Annotated in this window: 27 protein-coding genes and 3 tRNA genes; 12 read left to right on the forward strand and 18 right to left on the reverse strand. The window is 58.3% G+C overall.

Annotated features, from left to right (window positions below):
* Positions 1-50: 50 nt before the first annotated feature.
* Both EAH78_RS30085 and EAH78_RS30090 read right to left on the reverse strand, forming a co-directional pair.
* Positions 51-932 (reverse strand): lipase family alpha/beta hydrolase, encoded by an 882-nt coding sequence (locus tag EAH78_RS30085; protein ID WP_140671755.1) that lies wholly within the window; start codon positions 930-932, stop codon positions 51-53.
* A gap of 297 nt (positions 933-1,229) precedes the next feature.
* On the reverse strand, positions 1,230-2,318 hold the full coding sequence (locus EAH78_RS30090; protein WP_140671757.1) for a 3-deoxy-7-phosphoheptulonate synthase: 1,089 nt from the start codon (positions 2,316-2,318) through the stop codon (positions 1,230-1,232).
* 626 nt (positions 2,319-2,944) lie between these two features.
* Between EAH78_RS30090 and EAH78_RS30095 the strand changes: the two genes are divergently transcribed.
* The 8 genes from EAH78_RS30095 to EAH78_RS30130 all read left to right on the forward strand — a co-directional run bounded on the left by EAH78_RS30095 (position 2,945) and on the right by EAH78_RS30130 (position 7,875).
* Entirely contained in the window at positions 2,945-3,703 is a 759-nt protein-coding gene (locus EAH78_RS30095; protein ID WP_140671759.1) for a carbon-nitrogen hydrolase family protein, read from the forward strand.
* The gene (locus EAH78_RS30100) at positions 3,704-4,147 is read left to right on the forward strand and encodes a GNAT family N-acetyltransferase (protein ID WP_140671762.1); all 444 of its coding nucleotides are present in this window, start codon (positions 3,704-3,706) and stop codon (positions 4,145-4,147) included. It abuts the gene before it with no gap.
* A 127-nt stretch (positions 4,148-4,274) separates the two neighbouring features.
* Entirely contained in the window at positions 4,275-4,916 is a 642-nt protein-coding gene (gene gacA, locus EAH78_RS30105; protein WP_008015884.1) for a response regulator transcription factor GacA, read from the forward strand.
* A 2-nt stretch (positions 4,917-4,918) separates the two neighbouring features.
* Positions 4,919-6,742, forward strand: coding sequence for an excinuclease ABC subunit UvrC (uvrC, locus tag EAH78_RS30110; RefSeq protein WP_140671763.1), 1,824 nt, complete (start codon positions 4,919-4,921; stop codon positions 6,740-6,742).
* Positions 6,743-6,774: 32 nt separating this feature from the next.
* Positions 6,775-7,335 carry a CDP-diacylglycerol--glycerol-3-phosphate 3-phosphatidyltransferase gene (pgsA, locus tag EAH78_RS30115; protein ID WP_027923802.1) on the forward strand — a complete coding sequence of 187 codons (561 nt, stop codon included), beginning with the start codon at positions 6,775-6,777 and terminating at the stop codon, positions 7,333-7,335.
* A 63-nt stretch (positions 7,336-7,398) separates the two neighbouring features.
* Positions 7,399-7,474: transfer RNA gene (locus EAH78_RS30120), tRNA-Gly, on the forward strand.
* Positions 7,475-7,519: 45 nt separating this feature from the next.
* Positions 7,520-7,593, forward strand: a tRNA-Cys gene (locus EAH78_RS30125).
* Between the two features lie 195 nt (positions 7,594-7,788).
* Positions 7,789-7,875, forward strand: a tRNA-Leu gene (locus EAH78_RS30130).
* Positions 7,876-7,959: 84 nt separating this feature from the next.
* On the opposite strand, the gene EAH78_RS30135 is transcribed toward EAH78_RS30130, so the two are convergent.
* Positions 7,960-8,796, reverse strand: coding sequence for an NAD(P)H-binding protein (locus EAH78_RS30135; RefSeq protein WP_140671765.1), 837 nt, complete (start codon positions 8,794-8,796; stop codon positions 7,960-7,962).
* 180 nt (positions 8,797-8,976) lie between these two features.
* Between EAH78_RS30135 and EAH78_RS30140 the strand changes: the two genes are divergently transcribed.
* The gene (locus tag EAH78_RS30140; RefSeq protein WP_140671767.1) at positions 8,977-9,669 is read left to right on the forward strand and encodes a TetR/AcrR family transcriptional regulator; all 693 of its coding nucleotides are present in this window, start codon (positions 8,977-8,979) and stop codon (positions 9,667-9,669) included.
* Between the two features lie 5 nt (positions 9,670-9,674).
* On the opposite strand, the gene EAH78_RS30145 is transcribed toward EAH78_RS30140, so the two are convergent.
* The 8 genes from EAH78_RS30145 to EAH78_RS30180 all read right to left on the reverse strand — a co-directional run bounded on the left by EAH78_RS30145 (position 9,675) and on the right by EAH78_RS30180 (position 15,783).
* Positions 9,675-9,959: a hypothetical protein gene (locus EAH78_RS30145; protein ID WP_140671770.1), complete on the reverse strand. Its 285-nt coding sequence runs from the start codon at positions 9,957-9,959 to the stop codon at positions 9,675-9,677.
* 306 nt (positions 9,960-10,265) lie between these two features.
* Entirely contained in the window at positions 10,266-10,496 is a 231-nt protein-coding gene (locus tag EAH78_RS30150) for a hypothetical protein (protein WP_140671772.1), read from the reverse strand.
* Positions 10,497-10,628: 132 nt separating this feature from the next.
* Positions 10,629-10,850, reverse strand: a complete 222-nt coding sequence (locus EAH78_RS30155; protein ID WP_140671774.1) for a hypothetical protein — start codon at positions 10,848-10,850, stop codon at positions 10,629-10,631.
* A 73-nt stretch (positions 10,851-10,923) separates the two neighbouring features.
* Positions 10,924-11,964, reverse strand: a complete 1,041-nt coding sequence (locus tag EAH78_RS30160; RefSeq protein ID WP_140671776.1) for a DNA topoisomerase IB — start codon at positions 11,962-11,964, stop codon at positions 10,924-10,926.
* A 77-nt stretch (positions 11,965-12,041) separates the two neighbouring features.
* A complete protein-coding gene (modC, locus tag EAH78_RS30165) occupies positions 12,042-13,121 on the reverse strand; it encodes a molybdenum ABC transporter ATP-binding protein (RefSeq protein WP_140671778.1) in 1,080 nt (359 codons plus the stop codon).
* 3 nt (positions 13,122-13,124) lie between these two features.
* On the reverse strand, positions 13,125-13,805 hold the full coding sequence (gene modB / locus EAH78_RS30170) for a molybdate ABC transporter permease subunit (RefSeq protein WP_140671780.1): 681 nt from the start codon (positions 13,803-13,805) through the stop codon (positions 13,125-13,127).
* Complete coding sequence (gene modA / locus EAH78_RS30175) at positions 13,806-14,573, reverse strand: molybdate ABC transporter substrate-binding protein (protein ID WP_140671782.1); 768 nt, start codon at positions 14,571-14,573, stop codon at positions 13,806-13,808. It abuts the gene before it with no gap.
* A 145-nt stretch (positions 14,574-14,718) separates the two neighbouring features.
* Positions 14,719-15,783: an NAD(P)H-dependent flavin oxidoreductase gene (locus EAH78_RS30180; protein ID WP_140671784.1), complete on the reverse strand. Its 1,065-nt coding sequence runs from the start codon at positions 15,781-15,783 to the stop codon at positions 14,719-14,721.
* Positions 15,784-15,963: 180 nt separating this feature from the next.
* Here EAH78_RS30180 and EAH78_RS30185 point away from each other — a divergent pair, with 180 nt between their 5' ends.
* Positions 15,964-16,947 carry an MDR family oxidoreductase gene (locus EAH78_RS30185; protein WP_140671787.1) on the forward strand — a complete coding sequence of 328 codons (984 nt, stop codon included), beginning with the start codon at positions 15,964-15,966 and terminating at the stop codon, positions 16,945-16,947.
* Here EAH78_RS30185 and ada read toward each other — a convergent pair whose 3' ends face one another.
* The 5 genes from ada to EAH78_RS30205 all read right to left on the reverse strand — a co-directional run bounded on the left by ada (position 16,948) and on the right by EAH78_RS30205 (position 20,072).
* Positions 16,948-18,012, reverse strand: coding sequence for a bifunctional DNA-binding transcriptional regulator/O6-methylguanine-DNA methyltransferase Ada (gene ada / locus EAH78_RS30190; protein WP_140671789.1), 1,065 nt, complete (start codon positions 18,010-18,012; stop codon positions 16,948-16,950).
* 87 nt (positions 18,013-18,099) lie between these two features.
* Entirely contained in the window at positions 18,100-18,765 is a 666-nt protein-coding gene (alkB, locus tag EAH78_RS30195; RefSeq protein WP_140671791.1) for a DNA oxidative demethylase AlkB, read from the reverse strand.
* A 3-nt stretch (positions 18,766-18,768) separates the two neighbouring features.
* Positions 18,769-19,437, reverse strand: coding sequence for a 2OG-Fe(II) oxygenase (locus EAH78_RS30200; protein WP_140671793.1), 669 nt, complete (start codon positions 19,435-19,437; stop codon positions 18,769-18,771).
* 126 nt (positions 19,438-19,563) lie between these two features.
* Positions 19,564-19,740, reverse strand: a complete 177-nt coding sequence (locus EAH78_RS32215; RefSeq protein WP_161599713.1) for a hypothetical protein — start codon at positions 19,738-19,740, stop codon at positions 19,564-19,566.
* A gap of 29 nt (positions 19,741-19,769) precedes the next feature.
* Positions 19,770-20,072: a DUF1883 domain-containing protein gene (locus tag EAH78_RS30205; RefSeq protein ID WP_016984992.1), complete on the reverse strand. Its 303-nt coding sequence runs from the start codon at positions 20,070-20,072 to the stop codon at positions 19,770-19,772.
* A gap of 212 nt (positions 20,073-20,284) precedes the next feature.
* Here EAH78_RS30205 and EAH78_RS30210 point away from each other — a divergent pair, with 212 nt between their 5' ends.
* Both EAH78_RS30210 and EAH78_RS30215 read left to right on the forward strand, forming a co-directional pair.
* The gene (locus tag EAH78_RS30210; RefSeq protein ID WP_140671795.1) at positions 20,285-20,641 is read left to right on the forward strand and encodes a hypothetical protein; all 357 of its coding nucleotides are present in this window, start codon (positions 20,285-20,287) and stop codon (positions 20,639-20,641) included.
* 72 nt (positions 20,642-20,713) lie between these two features.
* Positions 20,714-20,944, forward strand: coding sequence for a hypothetical protein (locus EAH78_RS30215; protein WP_140671797.1), 231 nt, complete (start codon positions 20,714-20,716; stop codon positions 20,942-20,944).
* An 8-nt stretch (positions 20,945-20,952) separates the two neighbouring features.
* Here EAH78_RS30215 and EAH78_RS30220 read toward each other — a convergent pair whose 3' ends face one another.
* Positions 20,953-21,234, reverse strand: coding sequence for a hypothetical protein (locus EAH78_RS30220; RefSeq protein WP_140671799.1), 282 nt, complete (start codon positions 21,232-21,234; stop codon positions 20,953-20,955).
* Between the two features lie 141 nt (positions 21,235-21,375).
* On the reverse strand, positions 21,376-21,567 hold the full coding sequence (locus EAH78_RS30225; protein ID WP_140671801.1) for a hypothetical protein: 192 nt from the start codon (positions 21,565-21,567) through the stop codon (positions 21,376-21,378).
* Between the last annotated feature and the right edge of the window lie 279 nt (positions 21,568-21,846).

The following is a 21,846-nucleotide window of genomic DNA, read 5'->3' on the forward strand; positions in this document are numbered from 1 at the left end:
CGGAGCCTACCGGATTCAGTGGTCTATTTCTCGTCAAAGTTCCGGACAGATTATAGGCCCGCGTTTCTCAGACGCTCGGCATGCTGCACATACAACGCCACGGGATCTATGGCTTTTCGGTTCAAACCGCCGATATGACCGAGGCTGTTCAGGTGATCCAGCGGATAGTCGGAGCGGATGACTTTTCCCAGGTGGGAGCTGTAGCGTCCGACTAAACCGTCATTCTGCTCCGCTTCAGTGGTGAAGTAGTGGGAGAAGGCACGGAGGAATCCGTGCAGTGGATCGAGCGCTTTCAAGCCCTCGTCGAGAAGCGTTCCCTGTAACGTGCCGCTCCAGGAGTAATAACGCACGCCGTTAACCACCTCTCGGCCCTTGCCGCCCCAGGTCTTCGGCAACCCTTGGGGGTATTTGTCGTTGAAAGCCCCTACGCCTTCGGTGGTCAGCGCATTGAGCGCGGCGACAGCGTTCTGCGGTAAGTACTGGTTGCCGCTGAGTAACGACACAAAATCAGCAAACAGCGTCGCCACCGTCGCCGCGACATGTTCTGGAAGACGGCCGGGCGTCAGCGCCTTGCGCAGGAAGTCGGCCAGTTCCGAGCCGTGGTTTGGGCCACTGACCGATGTCACCGAAGCCACCGCATGGGGTGCTATCGCCGCCGCATAGCGTGCCGCCAATGCCCCCTGGCTATGGCCGATCAGGTTGACCTTGCTGGCGCCGGTTCCTTCCAGCACCCGTTCGATTTGTGCCAATAGCTGGTCGCCACGTACTTCGTTGCTATGGGTAGCCGACAGGTGCGGGATGAACACCCTGGCTCCCGCACTTCGCAGGGACTGCTTGACGTCATGGAAGAGTTCGATTTTGCCGATGCGATCAAAGCCAAAGAGCCCGTGGATCAGCAGGATAGGGTACTGGGTAGTTGCATTCCGTAGCATGTTGATTCCTTTTTCGCGGTCGTTCAGAGGTGTGCAGATGGGCTCACTCTAAAGCACCCCGGCGCTTGGGCGATGTATGAAGAATCCGCTGTAAGCTGATGAAAAAGGTATAGAAAAGGTAGGAAAGTTCGAATGTGGTTGAGGTCTTGTTCTGAATGTTTCGACATCTTTTGATCTGTAACAGAGCGTTTTCCTGCGATGGCCTACTCGGGAAACGGTTTTGCCTGTCAGTGAAGTCTTATGCTGGTGATCTTGTGGCAAGGGAGCAAGCTCCCTCGCCACAGGTTCAGTGTCAGGCTAGCTGACTGGCATTTGCCCGCGCTGCGCTCGAAGCCGGTCGGCGGCCTGGCGCAACAATTCTTCTGTACCGCTCCAGCCAAGACAGCCGTCGGTCACCGAAACGCCGTAGCGCAGCGATGGACTCAACGGCTGGCAACCTTCGAACAGATGACTCTCGATCATCATCCCGATTAGCGAACGGTCGCCTTGCAGGCGTTGTTCAAGCACGTCGTTAAACACCGTGGGTTGCCGCGCCGGGTCTTTGCCACTGTTGGCGTGGCTGCAGTCGACCATGATCCGCGCCGGGATCTTCAGTCGGGTCAAATCGCGGTTTACCTGGCCTACGCTGTCGCGGTCGTAGTTCGGCCCATGGTGTCCGCCGCGCAGCACCAGGTGCGTGTCGGGGTTGCCAGGCGTCTGGATGATTGCCGGATGCCCCTGGCTGTCGACGCCAAAATGTCGGTGCGGATGAGCGGCCGAACGCATGGCGTCGCTGGCCACGGTCACGCCGCCATCAGTGCCGTTCTTGAACCCGACCGGCATGCCCAGGCCACTGGCCATTTCCCGGTGGATCTGCGATTCGGTGGTACGGGCACCAATCGCCACCCAGCTCAGCAAGTCGTCAAAGTAGCCGGCGGCCATGGGTTGCAGCAGTTCGGTGGCAATCGGCAAGCCGAGGTGGAGCATTTCGCGCATCAACTCGCGGGACAGCGTCAAACCGCCGGCCATGTCATCGCTGCCATCCAGATGCGGATCGTAGGCCAGGCCCTTCCAGCCGACTGTGGTACGCGGTTTTTCGATGTAGGCGCGCATCACCAGCAGCATCTCATCGCTGACGTCGGTGGCGAGTCGGGCAAGGTTGGCGGCGTATTCAAGGGCGGACTGGGGGTCATGAATCGAGCAGGGACCGACGATCACCAGCAAACGGGAGTCTTCACCGTTGAGGATTGCGCGGACCGCGTCGCGGTGAGCGGCGACTTGGCGGGTCAGGGCGTTGCTGAGGGGCAGTTGCTGCTTGAGTTGCAATGAGCTGGGCAGACGCAGGGTCAGCGCTTCATTCGCAGGGTTCAAGGTGGACAGCGGCAGAGCAGAGACGGACGAGTTCATGGCATGGCTTCCTGGGCTGGCGGCGGGTTCGTTCCCGCGCGCTCGGCCCTACTGGGGTGTTCGACAATTGGCCGGATTGGCTGCGTGTGTGTGCTTGCCACCTGTGGGTGACCGATCGGAGGCGGCAGGCTGTCCCGAGCGGAGGCTGGTAAATCGCCAGGCGGTAAAACTGTCGTAACGGTAATAAGTGGCGTAGTTCATGTCGTGAATCCTCAAAGTGTCTGGTGCGTCGCAAAAGTGTTCGGGGCTGAAAAAACAAAACCCCCGGTCGGGAGGCCGACCGGGGGTTTGGAAAACTCTGGCGGCGACCCGTTTAAAGTGGGCGCCGTGTGGGTATCAGGCGCGCCAGTGGCTAAACCAATACCCAAAATAAAAGCTGACCGGAGCACAAACGTCATTTACCCGCGCAGCCGCCACCGAACGCTGAGCGCTGGCAGTTGGAAGCGGTGAGAGGGTATTGAACATGGTCTGTCTCCGATGAATGCGCCGAGCTTACTCGAGGCCGGTGCGCGGTTTCAATCAGAAAATGCTATCGATCGTCGACGGCATTTTCTATCGCTTGAGTGCCGGCTGCTTTATGACACACTTTGTGTTTTTCCCACCCTCTAACGTCACAAGGACGAACCATGACGCCATTGACCATCGCCGCCGCTCAATCGATCTCGGTCGCCGGTGATCTCGCCGCCAACATCGTCCGGCATCAGCGCTTCATGCAGGTTGCCGCGGAGCAGGGCGTTCAGTTGCTGGTTTTTCCGGAATTGTCGTTGACCGGCTATGAACGGGGCTTGGCAGCCGAATTGGCCATCGCACCGGATGCCGAGGTATTGCAGCCGTTGCGGGATTTCGCCCGGGAAGTCGGTGTCACCAGTGTGGTCGGCATACCTATTCGGCTGTCGGACGATACGCCGGTATTGATCGGTGCGCTGGTGTTGGGGGCTGATGGTTCGCTCGGGGTCTACAGCAAGCAGCATCTGCACCCCGGCGAGGAGGTGGCGTTTGCACCGGGCGCAGGTGGATCGATGCTGGCGATTGCTGGCGATACGGTCGCGTTGGCAGTGTGTGCTGATTTTTCTCACGCCAGTCATGCCGCGACTGCCGCGGAGCAGGGCGCCGACCTGTATGCCGCCGGTGTGTTGATCACGGAAAACGGCTATGCCCCGGACGCCGCGCTTCTGCAAGGTTACGCTGGCACGCACTCAATGACGGTGCTGATGGCCAACCACGGCGGTGCGACCGGAGGCTGGGAGACTGCAGGGCGCAGTGCCATCTGGGCGTCGGACGGTTCGTTGATTGTTGCGGCACCAGGTACGGGGAACGTAATAGTGGTGGCGTGCCGCGACGCGGATGGCTGGACCGGCACTGTCGTTGACGTTACGGAGGCTTGAATGAGTTTCGAATGGCGTCAGGCGTCATCCGCCGATCTCGACTTCGCGCGGAAACTGACCTGCGACAACATGCTGCGCTATTACATCCAGCACGATCTGCTTTGGCTGGATGAGGCGTTTGATGTTGCCTGGGCGGGGCGCGAGAACCGCATGATTGTGCGCAATGAGGCGGTGCTGGGCTTTGTCAGCCTGAGTCGCGACGCGAACGCCTTGTACATCCGCGAACTGCATGTGCTCGCAGCGTTTCAAGAGCAGGGCGCAGGTGGTTGGGTGATCGATCAAGTCTTCGCGTTCGCGTGCAAGGAACGACGTCCGGCGTTACGGCTTACCGTTTTTGAAAATAATCCGGCAAAAAAGCTTTACGAACGAAAAGGGCTGAAGGTAGTCGGTCAGGATGAGTGTTTCCTGAGAATGCAGCGTGATATCGACAGGCTTCATCGCTGAAACGCGCTGGTGACAAGCCTTTCAAGATGTATTGATACTTTTTATATGACGCTTGCCGCTAGGTCTGCCAGTTGCTTTTTGCTAAGGTGTCCGGCAACCCAATAAGACCAATTCGCGAGGTGTCTGCTTGATTAGGGTGCTAGTAGTCGATGACCATGATCTCGTTCGTACAGGCATTACACGAATGCTGGCTGACATCGATGGCCTGCAAGTAGTCGGCCAGGCTGAATCAGGGGAAGAATCCCTGCTGAAAGCACGTGAGTTGAAACCCGATGTGGTGTTGATGGACGTCAAGATGCCCGGCATCGGTGGTCTTGAAGCCACGCGCAAACTGTTGCGCAGTCATCCGGATATCAAAGTCGTCGCGGTCACCGTCTGTGAGGAAGATCCGTTTCCGACGCGGTTGTTGCAGGCTGGCGCCGCCGGCTATCTGACCAAGGGCGCAGGGCTGCCGGAAATGGTCCAGGCGATTCGCCTGGTATTTGCCGGTCAACGCTACATCAGCCCGCAGATCGCCCAGCAACTGGCGATCAAGTCCTTTCAGCCAACCAACGACTCGCCCTTCGATGCGTTGTCCGAGCGCGAGATCCAGATCGCGTTGATGATTGTCGGCTGCCAGAAGGTCCAGATCATTTCCGACAAACTCTGCCTGTCGCCCAAAACGGTCAACACTTACCGTTACCGCATTTTCGAAAAGCTTTCGATCAGCAGTGATGTCGAACTGACGCTGTTGGCGGTTCGTCACGGCATGGTCGATGCCAGCCTCTGACAATGACTGAAGTCTTCGATCCAAGCGCTTTTCTATCGACGGTCAGTGGGCGCCCCGGTGTGTATCGCATGTTCGACAGCGATGCGCGCCTTTTGTATGTAGGCAAAGCCAAGAACCTGAAAAATCGCCTGTCGAGTTACTTTCGCAAATCCGGTCTGGCGCCCAAGACCGCAGCGCTGGTGGCGCGTATCGCTCAGGTCGAAACCACCATCACTGCCAACGAAACCGAAGCCCTGCTGCTTGAGCAGACGCTGATCAAGGAATGGCGCCCGCCGTACAACATCCTGCTGCGCGATGACAAATCGTACCCCTACGTCTTTCTCTCGGATGGCCAGTTCCCGCGCTTGAGCATTCATCGCGGTGCAAAGAAGGCCAAGGGCAAATACTTTGGTCCGTACCCGAGCGCCGGGGCGATTCGCGAAAGCCTGAGTCTTTTGCAAAAGACCTTTTTTGTCCGCCAGTGCGAAGACAGCTATTACAAGAACCGCACCCGACCTTGCCTGCAATATCAGATCAAGCGATGCAAGGCGCCGTGTGTGGGCTTGGTCGAGCCCGAGGTGTATGCCGAAGACGTTCGCCACTCGGTGATGTTCCTTGAGGGCCGCAGCAATGCGCTGACGGATGAGTTGTCCGCAGGCATGGAAGAGGCGGCGATCAACCTCGAGTTCGAGCGCGCTGCCGAGTTGCGCGATCAGATTTCCTTATTGCGTCGAGTCCAGGACCAGCAAAGCATGGAGGGCGGCACCGGCGATATCGACGTGATCGCCGCCTTCGTCAATCCGGGCGGTGCATGTGTTCACTTGATCAGCGTGCGCGGCGGCCGGGTACTGGGCAGCAAGAACTTCTTCCCGCAAACCGGTATCGACGAAGACGTTTCCGAAGTCATGGCCGCGTTTCTCGGCCAATACTTCATCACCAGCCCCGAGCGCGACTTGCCGAGTGAGCTGATCGTCAACGTGGTTCATGAAGACTTCCCGACGCTGATCGAAGCCATCGATGCGCTGCGCGGGCGTGAACTGACCATCAGTCATCGGGTGCGTGGCACGCGAGCGCGCTGGCAGCAACTGGCGGTCACCAACGCCGAGCAGGCCTTGATTGCGCGTCTGGCGAACCGTCAGCACGTCGCGGCACGTTTCGATGCACTGGCGGAAGTCTTGAACCTGGACGAACCACCGCAGCGTCTGGAGTGCTACGACATCAGCCATTCCAGCGGCGAAGCCACCGTAGCGTCTTGCGTGGTGTTTGGCCCGGAAGGCCCGATCAAATCCGATTATCGCCGCTACAACATCGAAGGCGTGACGCCGGGGGATGACTACGCCGCGATGCATCAGGCGTTGACCCGTCGCTTCAGCAAGCTGAAGGACGGCGAGGGCAAGCTGCCGGATATTCTATTGGTGGACGGCGGCAAAGGTCAGCTGTCCATGGCCCGTGACGTACTCAATGAGCTGGCGGTGCCGGACCTGATTCTGTTGGGCGTGGCCAAAGGGGCGACGCGCAAGGCCGGTTTCGAAACCTTGTACCTCAACGACGCGGCCCACGAGTTCACCTTGCGCGGTGATTCCCCCGCGCTGCATTTGATTCAGCAAATACGCGACGAAGCTCACCGTTTCGCCATTACCGGGCACCGCGCTCGCCGTGGCAAAACCCGCCGCACGTCCACGCTTGAGGGTGTTGCCGGCGTCGGGCCGACACGGCGTCGCGATTTATTGAAACATTTTGGTGGATTGCAGGAGCTGTCTCGTGCCAGCATCGAAGAGATCGCCAAAGCACCCGGGATCAGTAAAAAGCTCGCAGAGTTGATTTATGCAAATCTGCACAGCGAGTAGAATGCCACCTCACCTCGTAGCCAGTTGTGCCGATGAATATCCCTAATCTGATTACCGTTCTACGCGTCCTGCTCATCCCGATCTTCATTTTGCTGTTCTACCTGCCTTACCAATGGAGCTACGTGGCCTCCGCCTCGGTCTTCGCATTCGCTGCCGCTACAGACTGGCTGGATGGTTATCTGGCCCGACGCCTGGAGCAAAGTACTCCGTTCGGGGCGTTCCTCGATCCTGTGGCTGACAAGCTGATGGTCGCTGTCGCACTGGTCTTGCTGGTGCAAGAACACGGCAACCTGTGGCTCACGCTGCCGGCCGCCGTCATCATCGGTCGCGAAATTGTCGTCTCGGCATTACGCGAATGGATGGCCGAACTCGGCGCCCGTGCTCACGTCGCGGTGTCGAACCTGGGTAAATGGAAAACCGCCGCGCAAATGCTCGCGCTGGTGATCCTGCTGGCCAATCCGTCAGACTTTAGCTTCTGGGTCTTGATCGGTTATGCCTTGTTGCTGGTGTCTGCGGGCCTGACATTGTGGTCCATGGTCCAGTACTTGCGGGCTGCCTGGCCACATCTGAAGACCGACGTTGAAAAGAAATAAAACTTTTTTGAATCAAGGGGTTGACGGGGCTTCTGGATTCTATAGAATGCGCCACACCAAGACGCGGGAATAGCTCAGTTGGTAGAGCACGACCTTGCCAAGGTCGGGGTCGCGAGTTCGAGTCTCGTTTCCCGCTCCAAGTTTGAACACATTTGTTGTTGTGCTACTGACAGCAAATGTTTGAGGCCGAGTAGCAAAATGGTTATGCAGTGGATTGCAAATCCACCTACGCCGGTTCGATTCCGACCTCGGCCTCCACTATAAACAAGCTCCGTAGATCTATGATTTACGGAGCTTTTTTATTTCCGCAGCCCTGCAAGATTTTGTCTTGAAAAGGTCAACTGCGAACTTGCTTCACCGAGGCGGGGTGTATATATTTCCCCCTCTGTTGCACAAGCGTCAGAACTGCCAGGTCGTCATTTGTCAGCCTTCAGACTGCTTCACCGCGCTACCGCCCGAATGGCGAAACTGGTAGACGCATGGGACTTAAAATCCCCCGCTCGTAAGGGCGTGCCGGTTCGATTCCGGCTTCGGGCACCATCTTAAAAATCAAGGGTTTGCGGGCGAAAGCTGATGCAAACCCTTGTTTGTTTCTGAAGCGCAATTTTAGAGTTGTTTTTTAGCTCAACCTTCATTCGCCCAAACACCCGTATCCGCGGTGCGTCGAACGTAATCACTAAAGTCCCGAGCGGGGCGGCCAAGTGCACGTTGGACGCCATCGGTGACAAGGGTATTGCGCCCGTCGAGCACCGTTGTGAAGAGATACAGCACCAGATTGATCAACTCGGCTGGAAGCTGCGCCTGTTCCAGCGCCTCTCTATAGGCGTCTGGCGGTACCGCAACGAAGCGGATGTCGCGGCCGGTCCCTCGAGCAATTTCATCGACCGCCTCGGCAAACGTCAGCGCCCGTGGTCCTGTCAGTTCATAAAGCTGGCCGGAGTGTCCTGGCCGGGTCAATGCCTGGACAGCAATCTCGGCGATGTCCTCCACATCGACAAAGGGTTCGGCGATATTGCCGACGGGAAGTGCCACGTCCCCCTGAAGTATCGGCTCGAGAAAATGCGCCTCACTGAAGTTCTGGAAAAACCAACTGCAGCGAAGGATGGTCCAGTCGACGCCGCTGTTCTGTATGACGCGTTCGGCTTGTTCCGCTTCAGCTTCTCCACGCCCGGACAGCAGCACCAGTTTGCCGACGCCGCTTTTGACGGCCAGGTCGGTAAACGCCTGAATCGTTTCGACGGCACCTGGAACGGCGAGGTCCGGTTGGTAGGAAATGTAAACGGCGGCGACTCCATCAAGGGCTGCCTCCCAAGTGCTTTGATCCTCCCAGTCAAAAGGTGGATTGGCGCCACGAGAGCCCAGGCGCACGGGCAACCCCGCAGTTTTTAGCCGTTGAGTAATCCTGCTCCCTGTCTTACCGGTCGCACCGAGAATGAGGATGCGGTCTTGATAAGTCTTCATCGCGTTCATCTCCATGGGGTTAATGTGAGTGATACTCACGTTAAAAAGATGATAAACGCTCACGTTCTACCGTCAACCAACGAAAGAACGGAAACCGACGTACGGCTACACCCTCTTGGGTGTGTTGATAGGCGGTGCTAAGGTGAGTGCATGTCATGTTATTGATCGGGATCCCCACCAGTGCCGAAGAAAACCACCACCGGGCGCGAGCAGACGGTTTCAGAACCGGCCCGACGCAATCCCACGCAGCAGCGCAGTCGCGAGCGGCAGGAGCGAATTCTGGCGGTGGCGACGAAGCTGATTGCGACCAATGGCAGCGATTCGCTAAAGATGAGTGAAATTGCCGAACGCTCGGAGATTTCGATTGGCTCGCTTTATCAGTATTTTCCTGACAAGAGCTCGGTGATCCGCACGCTAGCCGAGCGCTTTAACGCCGAGAGTCGCCGGTGTATAGAAATGGCTTTGGAGGCGGTCCAGGATGCTCAAGGATTACGCGAGGCCTATTCAAACCTGCTCGAGCAGTATTACGACATCGCTCAGGCGGAGCCGGTGATGCGTGACATCTGGTCGGGGATGCAAGCTGACAAACAACTGCTGGCGCTGGAGCTGGAAGAGAGTCGAGTGGCGGGGAGGTTGCTGGCGGATGCGATGCTTCGGGTGTTTCCAGGCAGTGATACTCAGCAAGTCGCAGATACCGCTTTTCTGATCTGGCAACTGGGAGAGGCGACCATGCGTCTGGCCATTACCTGCGCGCCTGAAGAGGGGCGGCGACTGTTCGAAGCATTCAAGCGTATGTCGCTCGCCGAGGTGATGGCGCCCGCTAACGTGTTGATCAGCAGTGGGTCGACCGAAGTCGACCCTGCTGTCGAATGAGCCTGCTAGACAAAAGGCTGGCCGCTAAACCCACGCGGTAGTCTTTGCAATCCCGTCATGGCGGTAAGCCGTTCCGTCCAGGCTGCGCGCCAGTCATTGGCGGTGTGAGTGCCCTTGGCCTTGCGTGCGGCACGGCGTGTCGCATTGCGCTGGGCCTTGCGCGCTTCCTGGTACGCATCGGTGTTCCGGCAGCTTCTGCATTTCACGCGGTTCAGTTCTTGGGTGGACGTGAGGTTGCTGCCTTTGTGACCGCAGGCCAGATGCCCGCTGACTTTGAAGTGAGTGACCATGGAACGTCTCCTTCGCGACGTGTGATTGTTTGACCCCTCGCAAACGCCAGCGTTCGCTAGCTGCCTGGCAGGCAAAAAAAAGGCCTGCATGCGGGCAGGCCAAGGTAATTCTTCAAAGGAGTGACTCACTGTAGGGCGTACGTTGTGAATGCGACGTGAAAGAAATGTCGCAAAAAAAGCCCAGCGCCAGGCCGGGTGGGTGGTGTAACGGCGGATATTCAGACAGGCACAATCTCGGTGACGATTAAGTCGCCGTTCATGCGTCCTGAAACAGGCTCTGTTCTCGCGTCGCGTGCCCGGCCCGAATCATCTGAACCGTGGGAGGGGCCGGTCGACAGGTTTTAGCGACGACAGCGTGTTCCGAATCAGCGGCGTGTCTTTTTCGATGTCGTTCAGCCGATCACGAATTCTGAGGGCTGTCGGATGCCCCCCTTGATGATCGACCCAGTCGGCTATTTCCTTGCAGGCGGCAGCAAGTCGAGCCTGCCGGGAGTCGAGCAGGGTGAGGAGCGTGGTGATGGACTCTTTTTCGGACATGGAAAACACCTCCGTTGAAGAACCTGGCAAATGGCGGAAAAAAGCCCGCCAGGTGCGAGCTTTCTGCCGTTGGGGTCACTGATCCTTCAGCTTTTTTTCAGTATAGACCCGCAGCAGACAGGTGAATGTTCATCAGCCTTGTCGGGCCAGCACCTGCGATGTGGCGTTCAGCCGTTGGCATTCCCGCCTGGCGTCTGCTTCAGCATCAAAGCCGTCACCGATGAAACCCTGCGTGCGGGTATCGGTGATGCGGTACCAGACGGCGGCGTCGGGCGGTGCGTGACCGGATTCGCCGGCCCGGCGGCCATGAATGATGATCTTGTTGCAACGCTTCACAACGAAAATGTCTTCCATGGCGTCACCGCAGCTGATTTCTTATTCAGATCAACTATAGAAGTTCTTTGTGATCGTGCAAAAAATAGACAGGTCAGTTCGTCGCTTCAGCGCTGGCGATCATGCGCTCAAGGAACATGGCCATCCCCACTTCCTCTGACCTGAGCCCTTTGCGCAACCTTGGCCGAGGCAACTCGGCCAGGGCACCAAGCATAAAAGCGTCGAGTACCGCGGGGTGGATGTAGCATTTACGGCACACTGCAGGCGTGTTGCCTAATTGCCGGGCGACGTTCTTGACCATCTCTACTACTTGGCGTTTTGCATCCGACTCAGGCTCCCACTGCAATTCGCGCAACACTGACAACGCCAGCACACTGCCTGCCCACGTGCGGTAATCCTTGGCCGTGAAATTGGCCCCGGTGAGCGTTTGCAGATAGGCGTTGACGTCGGCGGAACTGACGGTGTGTCGTTCGCCGTTTTCATCCAGATACTGAAACAGGTTTTGTCCGGGGATTTCCTGGCAGCGCTTGATGATCCGAGCCAAGCGTCGATCTCTCACGGTGATCTGGTGCTCCACGCCACTCTTGCCGCGAAACTGGAAGCGGATAGCGCTGCCGTTGACTTCAACGTGGCGGCTGCGCAACGTCGTCAGGCCGTATGAGCGGTTGTCGCGAGCGTACTGCGTGTTGCCGACCCGGATCAGCGTTGCATCGAGCAAAGTAATGACGGTGGCCATGACCTTGTCTCGGCTGAAGCCGGGCGCGTCCAACAGCGTTTCAAGCTGCTTGCGCAATTTCGGCAGCGCCAGGCCAAAGTCGCGCAGGCGCGAGTATTTGTCGGCATCGCGCACTTCACGCCAGCGTGCGTGGTAGCGATATTGCTTGCGACCGCGAGCATCGCGACCGGTGGCTTGCAGATGTCCGCACGGGTCGGCGCAAATCCACACATTCGTATAGGCCGGCGGCACAGCGAGGGCGTTGAGGCGTTTGATTTCGTCCGGATCAGTAATGCGCTGGCCCGCCGGATCAAAGTAACAAAATTTTCCATGCAGCAGCTTCCGGCTGATTCCGGGCTGCGTGTCATCGACATAGTGCAGGTCGGGTGGCAGAACATCGGGCAGCGCGGTATCGGACATGGCGAGTCAACCTCGACAACAAATCAGGGGTCAGTACAGCCATTGACCGCAGACATTTGTCGTTGGTGCCAAAAGACTTAGGCCAGTACCGCCACCGCTTTGATTTGTGCCCAGAGTTGCTGGCCGGGATGCACGCCCAACTGGTCCCGGGAGTAGCGGGTGATACGCGACAGCAATGGCGTGCCGGCTGCGTTCAGGCGGATCAGCACATGGGCGGCGTTGTCGGCGCCGATTTCACTGATCACGGTGACCGGCAAGCGATTGAGGATGCTGCTTTGCTCGACGCTGCGCAGGCTCAGGCTGACATCGCGGGCTTGAACCTTGCAACGCAGTGCCTGGCCCAGGGGCATGGGCGCATGGGCGACGCGAATGCCCAGATCGGTATCGGGCAACTGCAAGGTCAGCAACTGATAGTGGGCGTCATACGCGCTGACATGGCCTTCGATCACCACCCCTGCGTCATCGCCCAGCGCCAGTGGCAGGTCGAGACGGGCGAGGGTTTCGCCGATGGGGCCGCTGGCCAGAGCCTTGCCGTCGCTGAGCAAGACGATGTGGTCGGCCAGCCGCGCAACCTCATCTTGGGAGTGACTGACGTACAGTACGGGGATGTCCAGCTCGTCGTGCAGGCGTTGCAGGTAAGGCAGGATCTCGTTTTTACGCTGACTGTCCAGCGCCGCCAGTGGTTCGTCCATCAGCAGCAGTTTCGGGCTGGTGAGCAGCGCGCGGGCGATGCCGACCCGTTGCCGCTCGCCGCCGGAAAGGTTCTGCGGATGACGTTCCAGCAGATGCCCAATCCCCAGCAGTTCCGTGGCATGGCCCATGTCGACCCGGCGCTGCTGTTTCGGGATGCGCTTAATGCCGAATTCTAGATTCGCCAATACCGACAGATGCGCAAACAGACTGGCTTCCTGGAATACATAACCCAGCGCACGTTTATGCGGCGGTACGAAAATCTTCTTTTCGCTGTCCTGCCAGACTTCATCATTGACCTGGATAAAACCCTGTTGGGCTCGCTCCAGACCAGCGATGCAGCGCAGGCAGGTGGTCTTGCCCGAACCCGAATGTCCGTAGAGCGCGGTCACGCCACGACCGGGCACTTGCAGGTCCACGTCCAGGGCGAACCCCGAATAGCTCAGTTTCAGGCGCATATCGATCATCGATCAGCTCCAGCCTGTTTTGGTTTTACGGCTGGAGTAGAGCGCCAGCAACACTGCAAAGGAGAACACCAGCATCGCCCCGGCCAGCCAATGGGCCTGGGCGTATTCCATGGCTTCGACGTGATCGTAGATCTGCACCGACACCACGCGCGTCTTGTCCGGGATGTTGCCGCCGATCATCAAGACCACGCCGAACTCGCCGACGGTGTGGGCGAAGCCGAGAATCGCCGCTGTGATAAAACCCGGTCGTGCGAGCGGCAGGATCACGCTGAAGAAGGTGTCCCACGGATTGGCGCGCAAGGTCGCGGCTACTTCCAATGGGCGAGTGCCGATGGCGGAAAACGCGTTTTGCAGCGGTTGAATCACAAACGGCATTGAGTAAAGCACTGAACCGACGACCAACCCCGCAAAACTGAATGTCAGGGTGCCGAACCCCAGTGATTGAGTGAACTGGCCGACAAAGCCGTGAGGCCCCAGGGCCAGCAACAAGTAAAAGCCAATCACTGTGGGCGGCAGGACCAGGGGCAGGGCGACGATTGCCCCGACCGGGCCGCGCAACCAGGAGCGGGTGCGCGACAGCCATAACGCAATCGGAGTGCCGATGACCAACAGGATGGCCGTCGTCAGGGACGCCAGTTTGAGGGTCAGCCAGATGGCAGCGAAGTCGGCACTCGTCAGCGTCATTTAGAGTTGGTAACCGTAGGATTTGATAACAGCGGCGGCTTTCGGACCCTTGAGGTACTCAACCAGTGCCTTGGCGGCCGGGTTGTCCTTGCCTTTGTTGAGGATCACTGCGTCTTGTTTGATCGGATCATGCATCTCGGCTGGAACGATCCACGCGGAACCGCCGGTGACTTTGCCGTCTTTGTAGATCTGCGACAAGGCTACGAAGCCAAGTTCCGCATTGCCGGTAGAGACGAATTGATAGGCCTGGGTAATGTTCTGGCCTTCGACGATCTTGTCCTTGACCTTGTCGGTCAGGCCCAGCTTGGCCAGAACCTGAGTCGCGGCCAGGCCGTAAGGCGCGGCTTTGGGATTGGCAATGGACAGATGCTGATACTGGTTGTCGCTCAGCACTTTGCCCTTGGCGTCGACGTAGCCTTCTTTGGCCGACCACAAGGCGAGGGTGCCTATGGCGTAGGTGAAGCGCGAGCCCTTGACGGTGTCGCCTTCGGTTTCAAGTTTTTGCGGTGTGGTGTCGTCGGCCGAGAGGAACACTTCGAACGGCGCGCCATTCTTGATCTGGGTATAGAACTGGCCGGTAGCGCCATAAGCCGCGACCAGTTTGTGCCCGGTGTCTTTCTCGAAATCGGTCGCGATGGCCTGGATAGGGGCCGTGAAGTTGGCGGCGACAGCGACCTGGACTTCGTTCGCGTGAGCGGAGCTAAAAGCAAATACGGCGATCAGGCTGGCGAGGCAAGTAGGGGAAAAACGTGAGGCACGAATGGTCATGAAACGGCTCCGTCATAGGCAAATGCAGCAAGGGGCGAAACGCTATATAGCTGAATATATAGCGGAATGCCTGCAAACGGAATGTGTTGGTTTATGCCTTCATCTGGACCTGTAGCAACTGACGCAGTTGCTACAGGGGTTGGGCTTATCGACGCAGTAGCTTGGCCAGTGCTTCATCCGCCAAGCGTCGGGTCAATTCTGCTGTCGTCATTTCAACGCTCAGCCTGAACGCCTGCCCGGCCCAGAGGTTGCTGAAATCCGCTTCGTCCTTGGCTCGCAACGGCATCAGCGCACCGCCGGCGAGTGGGAATTTCGGCGCTTTATCGCTGATCGGGCCGATTTCACGCATCACCCGATTGAGAATGCCACGTGCCGGGCGGCCGGTGAAAAGGTTGGTGACGGCGGTCTCGCTTTCTTTGGCCGTGCGCAAGGCTTTGTAGTGAGACGTGCTGACCTTGGCTTCCGGCGTGAACAAATAAGCCGTGCCCACCTGCACTGCCGAAGCGCCTAACAAGAAGGCCGCCGCAACGCCACGCGCATCACTGATCCCGCCGGCGGCTATCACCGGCACGCTCACCGCATCGACAATCTGCGGCACCAAGGCAAACGTCCCCACCTGGCTGCTTAGATCGGTACTGAGGAACATCCCGCGGTGACCACCGGCCTCGTAACCCATGGCGATGATTGCGTCACAGCCACGTTGTTCGAGCCACACGGCTTCTTCAACTGTGGTGGCCGAGGAGAGAATTTTTGCACCGGTGGCTTTTACCCGGTCCAGCAGGGATTTTTCCGGCAGACCGAAATGAAAACTGACCACTTCAGGGCGAAACTCTTCGATGAGCTCGCAGGCAGCGGCATCGAACGGCGCTCGGTTTGAAACGGGAGTCGGCGCATCGAAATCGGCGCCCAGTTCCCGGTAGTAAGGTTCCAGCAGGTTCTTCCAGTCCCGGGCGCGTTGCTCATCCGGGGCCGGAGGTTGATGGCAGAAATAGTTGATGTTGAACGGACGCTGGCTGTGCTGGCGAATCGTCTTCAGCTCTTCGCGCAATTGCTCGATGCTTAGCAAGGCAGCGGGCATCGAGCCCAGTCCACCGGCGTTACTCGCGGCGATGACCATGGCCGAGCCATTGGCGCCGGCCATGGGGGCCTGGATGATTGGCAGTTCGATCCCGAGCAGGTCAAGAATGCGCGTGTCTGGCCATTGGCTCATTTGAATAGTTCTCCGACATCAAAACAGGGCAGGGACGGTAGAGCCGTTTTTTTACCAGCTATCACGGGTGCAGGGCCAGTCGACTTTTGGCTCGCCTAGCTTAAAGTCTTGTATGGCGAGATGTTTCCATGTGGTATTTCATGGGCTCCACCAGCAGATTGACTCAATTGAGAGGCGACGATGTTCAAGGGTATTTTGATCGACAAAGACGACAGCGGTTATCGGGCCACACTGCAAGAGATCAATGACGATCAACTGCCCGAGGGTGATGTGACGGTTCGAGTGGCGTATAGCACGCTGAACTTCAAGGATGGCCTGGCAATCACCGGCAGCAGCCCGGTGGTGCGTAAATTCCCAATGGTGCCGGGGATCGATCTGGCAGGCACGGTCGAAACCAGCGATCACCCGGACTACAAGTCCGGTGATCAAGTCGTCCTCAATGGCTGGGGCGTGGGCGAAGGGCATTGGGGTGGATTGGCGCAGAAGGCGCGCCTGAAGGGTGACTGGCTGATCCCCCTGCCAAAGGAATTTACCGCCGCCCAAGCGATGGCCATCGGCACCGCCGGCTACACGGCAATGCTGAGTATTCTGGCGCTGGAGCATAATGGTGTGACACCGGATCAAGGCGAAGTGCTGGTCACCGGTGCCAACGGCGGTGTCGGCAGTTTCGCCATCGCGCTGCTGAGCAAGCTGGGCTACCGCGTCGTCGCTTCCACGGGCCGCACCTCCGAACACGATTACCTGAAACAGCTGGGCGCCAGTGAAATCATCGACCGCGCCACCTTATCCGAGCCTGGCAAACCGCTGGCCAAGGAGCGTTGGGCGGCGGTCATTGACTCGGTCGGCAGCCACACATTGGCCAATGCCTGCGCCAGCACCAAGGCCGACGGCACGGTCGCCGCGTGTGGTCTGGCCCAAGGCATGGACTTCCCTGCGTCAGTCGCCCCCTTCATTCTGCGCGGCGTGACCTTGGCCGGGATCAACAGCGTGACCCAGCCCAAAGCCAAACGCGTACTGGCCTGGAATCGACTGGCCAAGGATCTGGACTTTGCGCTGCTGCCGCTGATCAGTCATGAAATCGGTTTGAGCGAAGCCATCGAAGCCGCGCCGCGCCTGCTCGCCGGGCAATTGCGCGGGCGCGTGGTGGTCGATGTCAATCGCTGATCAGCGCGTCTCGCGTTCCAGCAACAGGCGCTTGCGCTCAACCCCCCAGCGATAGCCCGACAGATTGCCGTCGCTACGCACCACGCGGTGGCAAGGGATCGCCACCGCCAGACTGTTCGCGCCGCACGCCTGGGCCACGGCGCGCACAGCCTTGGGCGACCCGATGCGCTGGGCGATCTCGGCATAGCTCGCGGTGCGGCCAGCGGGAATCTCGCGCAAGGCTTGCCAGACGCGTTCCTGGAATGCGGTGCCGCGCACGTCCAGTGGCAAATCCAGGCCAAGGGCGGGCGCTTCGATAAACCCTACGACCTGGGCAATCAGCTGCTCGAACTCATGATCGGCACCGATCAGATTGGCACGCCGAAACTTGTCCTGCAGATCGCAGACCAGCTGATGCGGATCATCCCCCAGCAGAATCGCACACACCCCGCGTTCACTTTGCGCTACCAGAATGGCCCCCAGGGAGCACTGGCCAACGGCAAAGCGGATGTCGTTGTTTTGCCCGGCAGCGCGATAGTCGCCCGGCTTCATGCCGAGCAGGTTATCCGCCGCTTCATAGAAACGACTGTTGGAATTGAAACCGGCGTCGTACAAGGCGTCGGTGACCGAGCCGCCATCCGCCAGACGATCACGCACCTTGCGCGAGCGATGAGCGGTGGCGTAACCCTTGGGGGTTAGCCCGGTGACGGCTTTGAACACTCGGTGAAAGTGGAAGCTGCTGAGGCCCGCTGCGTCCGCCAGTTCATTGAGCGGTGGCAGATTTTCGGCGGTTTCGATGTGCCGGCAGGCGGCGGCCACGGTGGCAGTATGTTGGGCGGCAACATCACTTTGGTCTTTTGCCGCCCGCTTGCTGGGGCGATATCCCGCCGCCTGGGCTTGCTCCGGCGTATCGAAAAACTCGACGTTCTGCGGATTCGGCAGGCGCGCCAGGCTGCTCGGACGACAATAAATACCGGTGGTTTTTACCGCGTAGACAAACAGCCCGTCTGCGGCCGGATCGCGCGCTACGACGGCGGCCCAGCGAGGATCGATTTCGTTAGCTGTTTTAGTCGAATGAGTTGTCATGTCTGTAGTTCCATTGACCCGTTTCATTCAGATTAATCAGGCGGGAAGGACGCGGCACTCCGGGTCTTGCGGTCAAATTCGAATGCATCATCCGGCCGTACGAAAGGTCAAGTTGATGCGTTGTTCGCCCAGCCTCGGATGATGCCCATCCTTGATCGGCAATACGCCGTGATAGCGCAAACGGTCGACACCACCCCAGACCACAATATCGCCATGCAACAACGGCACACGCTGGCTTTTATCACTGCGTTCAAAACCGCCGAACAGGAACGTCGCCGGTAACCCTAGCGATACCGAAACGATCGGTGCTGCGTAGGAACCTTCGTCTTTATCCTGGTGCAAAGACATCTTCGCGCCGGGGACATAGCGGTTGATGAGGCAGGAATCAGGAACAAAATCCGCAAATCCCGCTTCGCGTGCCGCCGCTTGTGCCAGCTCGAAAAATACGTCAGGCATCCTCGGCCAGGGCTGTCCGGTCTGCGGGTCATTGTGTGTGTATTTGTAGCCGCTTCGGTCGGTCGTCCAACCCAGGGCGCCGCAACTACTCAGGGTTACCGACATGGTAAAGCCGCCGGGGGTGACCATCTGCCGAAACGGCGCGACCGTCAAAACCCCCTCAAGTGCAGTCAGTAAAGATTCCAGCCAGGGCAGGGCAAAGCCGCGCAAGACGCAGGCCTGCGCACCGATTTGCTCGCGCCGGGGCGGCTGTTCGGGTTCCGTGTCGCCAAACAAATCCAGGTTGAAAGGGCTCATGGCTCATAACGCATCGTGAAAGATGATTCCAAGGGTATGCCGTTTTCCACTGTGCAGGCGACTGACGCCGTGGCGCATGTTCACCCGGTAATACCCGCGAACACCTTTTACCGGGCGCTGGCTGACGGCAAAGATCAAGGCATCGCCTTTCTTCAGGTCCATGACCAGAGGGCGTGACTGCATGCGCGGACGCTGTTCGGTCAGCACGAACTCACCGCCGGTAAAATCTTCATTGGGCTCTGACAGAAGAATCGCCACTTGCAGCGGGAAGACGTGTTCGCCGTACAGATCCTGATGCAGGCAGTTGTAGTCCTGCGGGCCATATTGCAGCAACAAGGGTGTTGGGCGTTCCTGACCGGCGGCATGGCAGCGCTGCAAAAAGGCTTCGTGCGTGGCGGGAAAACGCGTTGGCAGGCCCATGCATTCGTGCCAGCGATTGGCAATCGGCACCAGCCCGGGGTAGAGCTCGTTGCGTAATCGAGCGACGGGATCCGGCAGAGGGTATTTGAAGTACTTGTACTCGCCACGGCCAAAGCCGTGACGAGCCATGATCACCTGTGAACGAAAAAGCCCGGCTTGCGCGTAAAAGGCGCTGATCTCGTCGCAGGCTTCGGTACTCAGGAGCGATCTGATAATGGCGCAGCCATCCTGATCGAGTTGTTGCTCCAGCATGTTCTGACTCCTTAACCCAAGGTTGAGGTGGCCAGTCTAGGCAGCGAGGGCGGGGCGAACACTCCGGCGCTTGCGGTCAAACTTCAGGCACGGGAGCAGACATCCATGTGGTCGCTCCGGGGGCTGTTACAGTGCTTTGCTGACGCTGATTTCGCTAATGACATCATCGCTCTGGCCATGAATGGCATCGAGCGCGGCCTTGGCTTCTTCGGCGGTGCCTTTTTCAAGCTGGGCAAACTCGAAGCGGCGTTCGCCGTTGAGTTTGTATTTGATGACGTACTTGGTCGTTTGAGCCACGGTCATACCTGCCTTGTTTCCTGTGCGGACGTTGCTCAGCTCAGTTTCGTGCTGGAGCGACGAATGATCTTGATCGAGTGAGTCAGGGTCGGCTTGCGGGTCACGCTGATCGGCCGGCGGTTGACCGTGTCGATGGTGATGTTCCAGAAACCGGTGCTCGGCGCGGTAATCCGGGCCGGGAAAGTATCGAACGCGCCGCCGTGGTAGGTGTGACGACCACCATTCTTGAAGCTGCGGAAGTTGGCGTCGTTCATCAAGCGGATGTTGCACATTTGGGAGCACTGGATGACGACGATGTCGTCTTCATTGAGGTGCTCGCGCTGGTGGATAAATTTCATGAGGCGCCTCCAGAAGGGCTTTTTCTACAAAATCAAAACGATAGCATGGGCGATTGGCGCAGTTTATCAGCCCGGACAGGTTATTATCGGGTCGTCAGGGTTCGCTTTGACAATTAAAAACAGTTATTCGGAATTCTGTGGGCGATAAAAGCGGTGCGCCTCGGAGAAAATCAGCATTTGTGCTGTCCGAGGGTCTTTATCGGAGGTTTTGTATGAAGTGGGGTGTGTTAGTCCTGCCATTGGCGTTGGTCGTGAGTGGCTGCGCCAGCGTTTCGGAGATCAACGAGACGCTGCCGACCATGAACGTGATCTCAGGCAAGAAGCCCCATGAGTACGCCCAGTGCCTGGTTGAGCAACTAGCCGATAGCCGTGGAGCTTTGCAAGTTGAGCCACACAAAGACGGGGTGCGCGTGATCGTTCCGGCGAAGTTCTCGTCGGCCCCGGCTGCCGTGTTTGACATTGAAGAGCGCTCCAGTGGCAGCAGCATCAAGCTGCATGAGCGCATGTCCAATGTGCCGGTACGCCCCAAGGATGTGCAGAAAGCCGCGAATACCTGTATTTCCGGCTGATACACTGGCGACAATCTACATCGATGCCGTCAAGGCTGTGCTTTGACGGCATTGTCATTTCTGGAGTCAGGCATGAAGCGAGAGCAGGTTCGGGAGCGGCATGCAGAGGGTCACATCTCTGCCACCCATGTGATTCAGAATCCGGCGAATCCAGGGGAGTGGATCGTGTTTTTCAAAAAAAGCGCCGGGCGCAGTTATTTTCTGGTGGACGATAACGACGAAGTCGAATCTTTCAGTAGTCTCGACGACTTGATCGAGACCGTGCGCGGTCTCGGGATCAAATTTGCTGAAATTCACATGTAGTGTCGGTCTTACTTGCAGACCACCACGACGCTGCGGTTCTTGAAGTTGCCAACGTCGACGCCAAGGGTCTTGTCGCTTTCCTTGGTTGACGGCGTGCCATCGGTCCCGACGATCCGGTAGCCGGTGCCAGCGCAAGAGGCATCGGCTTTTTCGTAGCAGGTGGCCCACGAGTTGGCTTCACCGGAGCAGTCGATGGCCAGCCCCTGTTCGCCGTTTTTCAGATAAGCCGGTTCCGAGGTGGCACAGCCGCTCAAGGCCAATACTGCAATCAGAGGCAAAAATTTAGTCATGTCATTGTCGTCGTCAGGATGAGGGAGGTTAAGCCTGTGACAGCGCTTGCATTAAAAGGTTATAGCGAAGGGCCACTTCCTTTTGTGTAATCACAAAAAAAGCCCTGCACGAAGCAGGGCCTGGTCAAAAACCGGTTCAGATCAAGTCTTGTCTTTACCGCGGCGTTTGGCGGGTGCTGGGTGTTCAAGCTCCAATACGGATGCGACCTCAATCGCCTTTGCTTCGGTAGAGAACGGTCCGGTGATAGTCTCGGTGCCGCCGAAGTTCTCTATCCACCATTGGCCGTCTTTCTGTTTGATCAGGAACCCGTTGACGCTTTTTGCTTCCGACATCTATCTGCCTCGTTGGCTTGTTCAATTGCGCCATGATAGCGCCAAATGCACCCAGAGAGTGCTGATGGGCGTATGGTGGTGCGATTGCATGTCTGGTCGGATCGCCAGTGCAGGTTCCGGGTTATCTGCTATCAATTAGAAGCTGCCGAAGGATCTGTGCAGCGATGTGCGGAACTATCCGCGAGAATATTTCTCTATGTTGGCATCGGTTAGCCAGCGCGGGGCATTGTAAGGTGCACGCCGCCTGATTAGACTGCGCCGAAACTCGTACACACAGCC

Origin of the sequence: Pseudomonas arsenicoxydans (assembly GCF_006438915.1) — a bacterium.
In the GTDB taxonomy this organism is placed as follows: Bacteria; Pseudomonadota; Gammaproteobacteria; order Pseudomonadales; family Pseudomonadaceae; genus Aquipseudomonas; species Aquipseudomonas arsenicoxydans_A.

What these genes read in the sequence shown, in the direction of transcription:
- EAH78_RS30085 (WP_140671755.1), bottom strand. Translation starts at nt 932, where the DNA reads ATGCTACGGAATGCAACTACCCAGTACCCTATCCTGCTGATCCACGGG.
- EAH78_RS30090 (WP_140671757.1), bottom strand. Translation starts at nt 2,318, where the DNA reads ATGAACTCGTCCGTCTCTGCTCTGCCGCTGTCCACCTTGAACCCTGCG.
- EAH78_RS30095 (WP_140671759.1), top strand. Translation starts at nt 2,945, where the DNA reads ATGACGCCATTGACCATCGCCGCCGCTCAATCGATCTCGGTCGCCGGT.
- EAH78_RS30100 (WP_140671762.1), top strand. Translation starts at nt 3,704, where the DNA reads ATGAGTTTCGAATGGCGTCAGGCGTCATCCGCCGATCTCGACTTCGCG.
- uvrC (WP_140671763.1), top strand. Translation starts at nt 4,919, where the DNA reads ATGACTGAAGTCTTCGATCCAAGCGCTTTTCTATCGACGGTCAGTGGG.
- pgsA (WP_027923802.1), top strand. Translation starts at nt 6,775, where the DNA reads ATGAATATCCCTAATCTGATTACCGTTCTACGCGTCCTGCTCATCCCG.
- EAH78_RS30135 (WP_140671765.1), bottom strand. Translation starts at nt 8,796, where the DNA reads ATGAAGACTTATCAAGACCGCATCCTCATTCTCGGTGCGACCGGTAAG.
- EAH78_RS30145 (WP_140671770.1), bottom strand. Translation starts at nt 9,959, where the DNA reads ATGGTCACTCACTTCAAAGTCAGCGGGCATCTGGCCTGCGGTCACAAA.
- EAH78_RS30150 (WP_140671772.1), bottom strand. Translation starts at nt 10,496, where the DNA reads ATGTCCGAAAAAGAGTCCATCACCACGCTCCTCACCCTGCTCGACTCC.
- EAH78_RS30155 (WP_140671774.1), bottom strand. Translation starts at nt 10,850, where the DNA reads ATGGAAGACATTTTCGTTGTGAAGCGTTGCAACAAGATCATCATTCAT.
- EAH78_RS30160 (WP_140671776.1), bottom strand. Translation starts at nt 11,964, where the DNA reads ATGTCCGATACCGCGCTGCCCGATGTTCTGCCACCCGACCTGCACTAT.
- modC (WP_140671778.1), bottom strand. Translation starts at nt 13,121, where the DNA reads ATGATCGATATGCGCCTGAAACTGAGCTATTCGGGGTTCGCCCTGGAC.
- modB (WP_140671780.1), bottom strand. Translation starts at nt 13,805, where the DNA reads ATGACGCTGACGAGTGCCGACTTCGCTGCCATCTGGCTGACCCTCAAA.
- modA (WP_140671782.1), bottom strand. Translation starts at nt 14,573, where the DNA reads ATGACCATTCGTGCCTCACGTTTTTCCCCTACTTGCCTCGCCAGCCTG.
- EAH78_RS30180 (WP_140671784.1), bottom strand. Translation starts at nt 15,783, where the DNA reads ATGAGCCAATGGCCAGACACGCGCATTCTTGACCTGCTCGGGATCGAA.
- EAH78_RS30185 (WP_140671787.1), top strand. Translation starts at nt 15,964, where the DNA reads ATGTTCAAGGGTATTTTGATCGACAAAGACGACAGCGGTTATCGGGCC.
- ada (WP_140671789.1), bottom strand. Translation starts at nt 18,012, where the DNA reads ATGACAACTCATTCGACTAAAACAGCTAACGAAATCGATCCTCGCTGG.
- alkB (WP_140671791.1), bottom strand. Translation starts at nt 18,765, where the DNA reads ATGAGCCCTTTCAACCTGGATTTGTTTGGCGACACGGAACCCGAACAG.
- EAH78_RS30200 (WP_140671793.1), bottom strand. Translation starts at nt 19,437, where the DNA reads ATGCTGGAGCAACAACTCGATCAGGATGGCTGCGCCATTATCAGATCG.
- EAH78_RS32215 (WP_161599713.1), bottom strand. Translation starts at nt 19,740, where the DNA reads ATGACCGTGGCTCAAACGACCAAGTACGTCATCAAATACAAACTCAAC.
- EAH78_RS30205 (WP_016984992.1), bottom strand. Translation starts at nt 20,072, where the DNA reads ATGAAATTTATCCACCAGCGCGAGCACCTCAATGAAGACGACATCGTC.
- EAH78_RS30210 (WP_140671795.1), top strand. Translation starts at nt 20,285, where the DNA reads ATGAAGTGGGGTGTGTTAGTCCTGCCATTGGCGTTGGTCGTGAGTGGC.
- EAH78_RS30215 (WP_140671797.1), top strand. Translation starts at nt 20,714, where the DNA reads ATGAAGCGAGAGCAGGTTCGGGAGCGGCATGCAGAGGGTCACATCTCT.
- EAH78_RS30220 (WP_140671799.1), bottom strand. Translation starts at nt 21,234, where the DNA reads ATGACTAAATTTTTGCCTCTGATTGCAGTATTGGCCTTGAGCGGCTGT.
- EAH78_RS30225 (WP_140671801.1), bottom strand. Translation starts at nt 21,567, where the DNA reads ATGTCGGAAGCAAAAAGCGTCAACGGGTTCCTGATCAAACAGAAAGAC.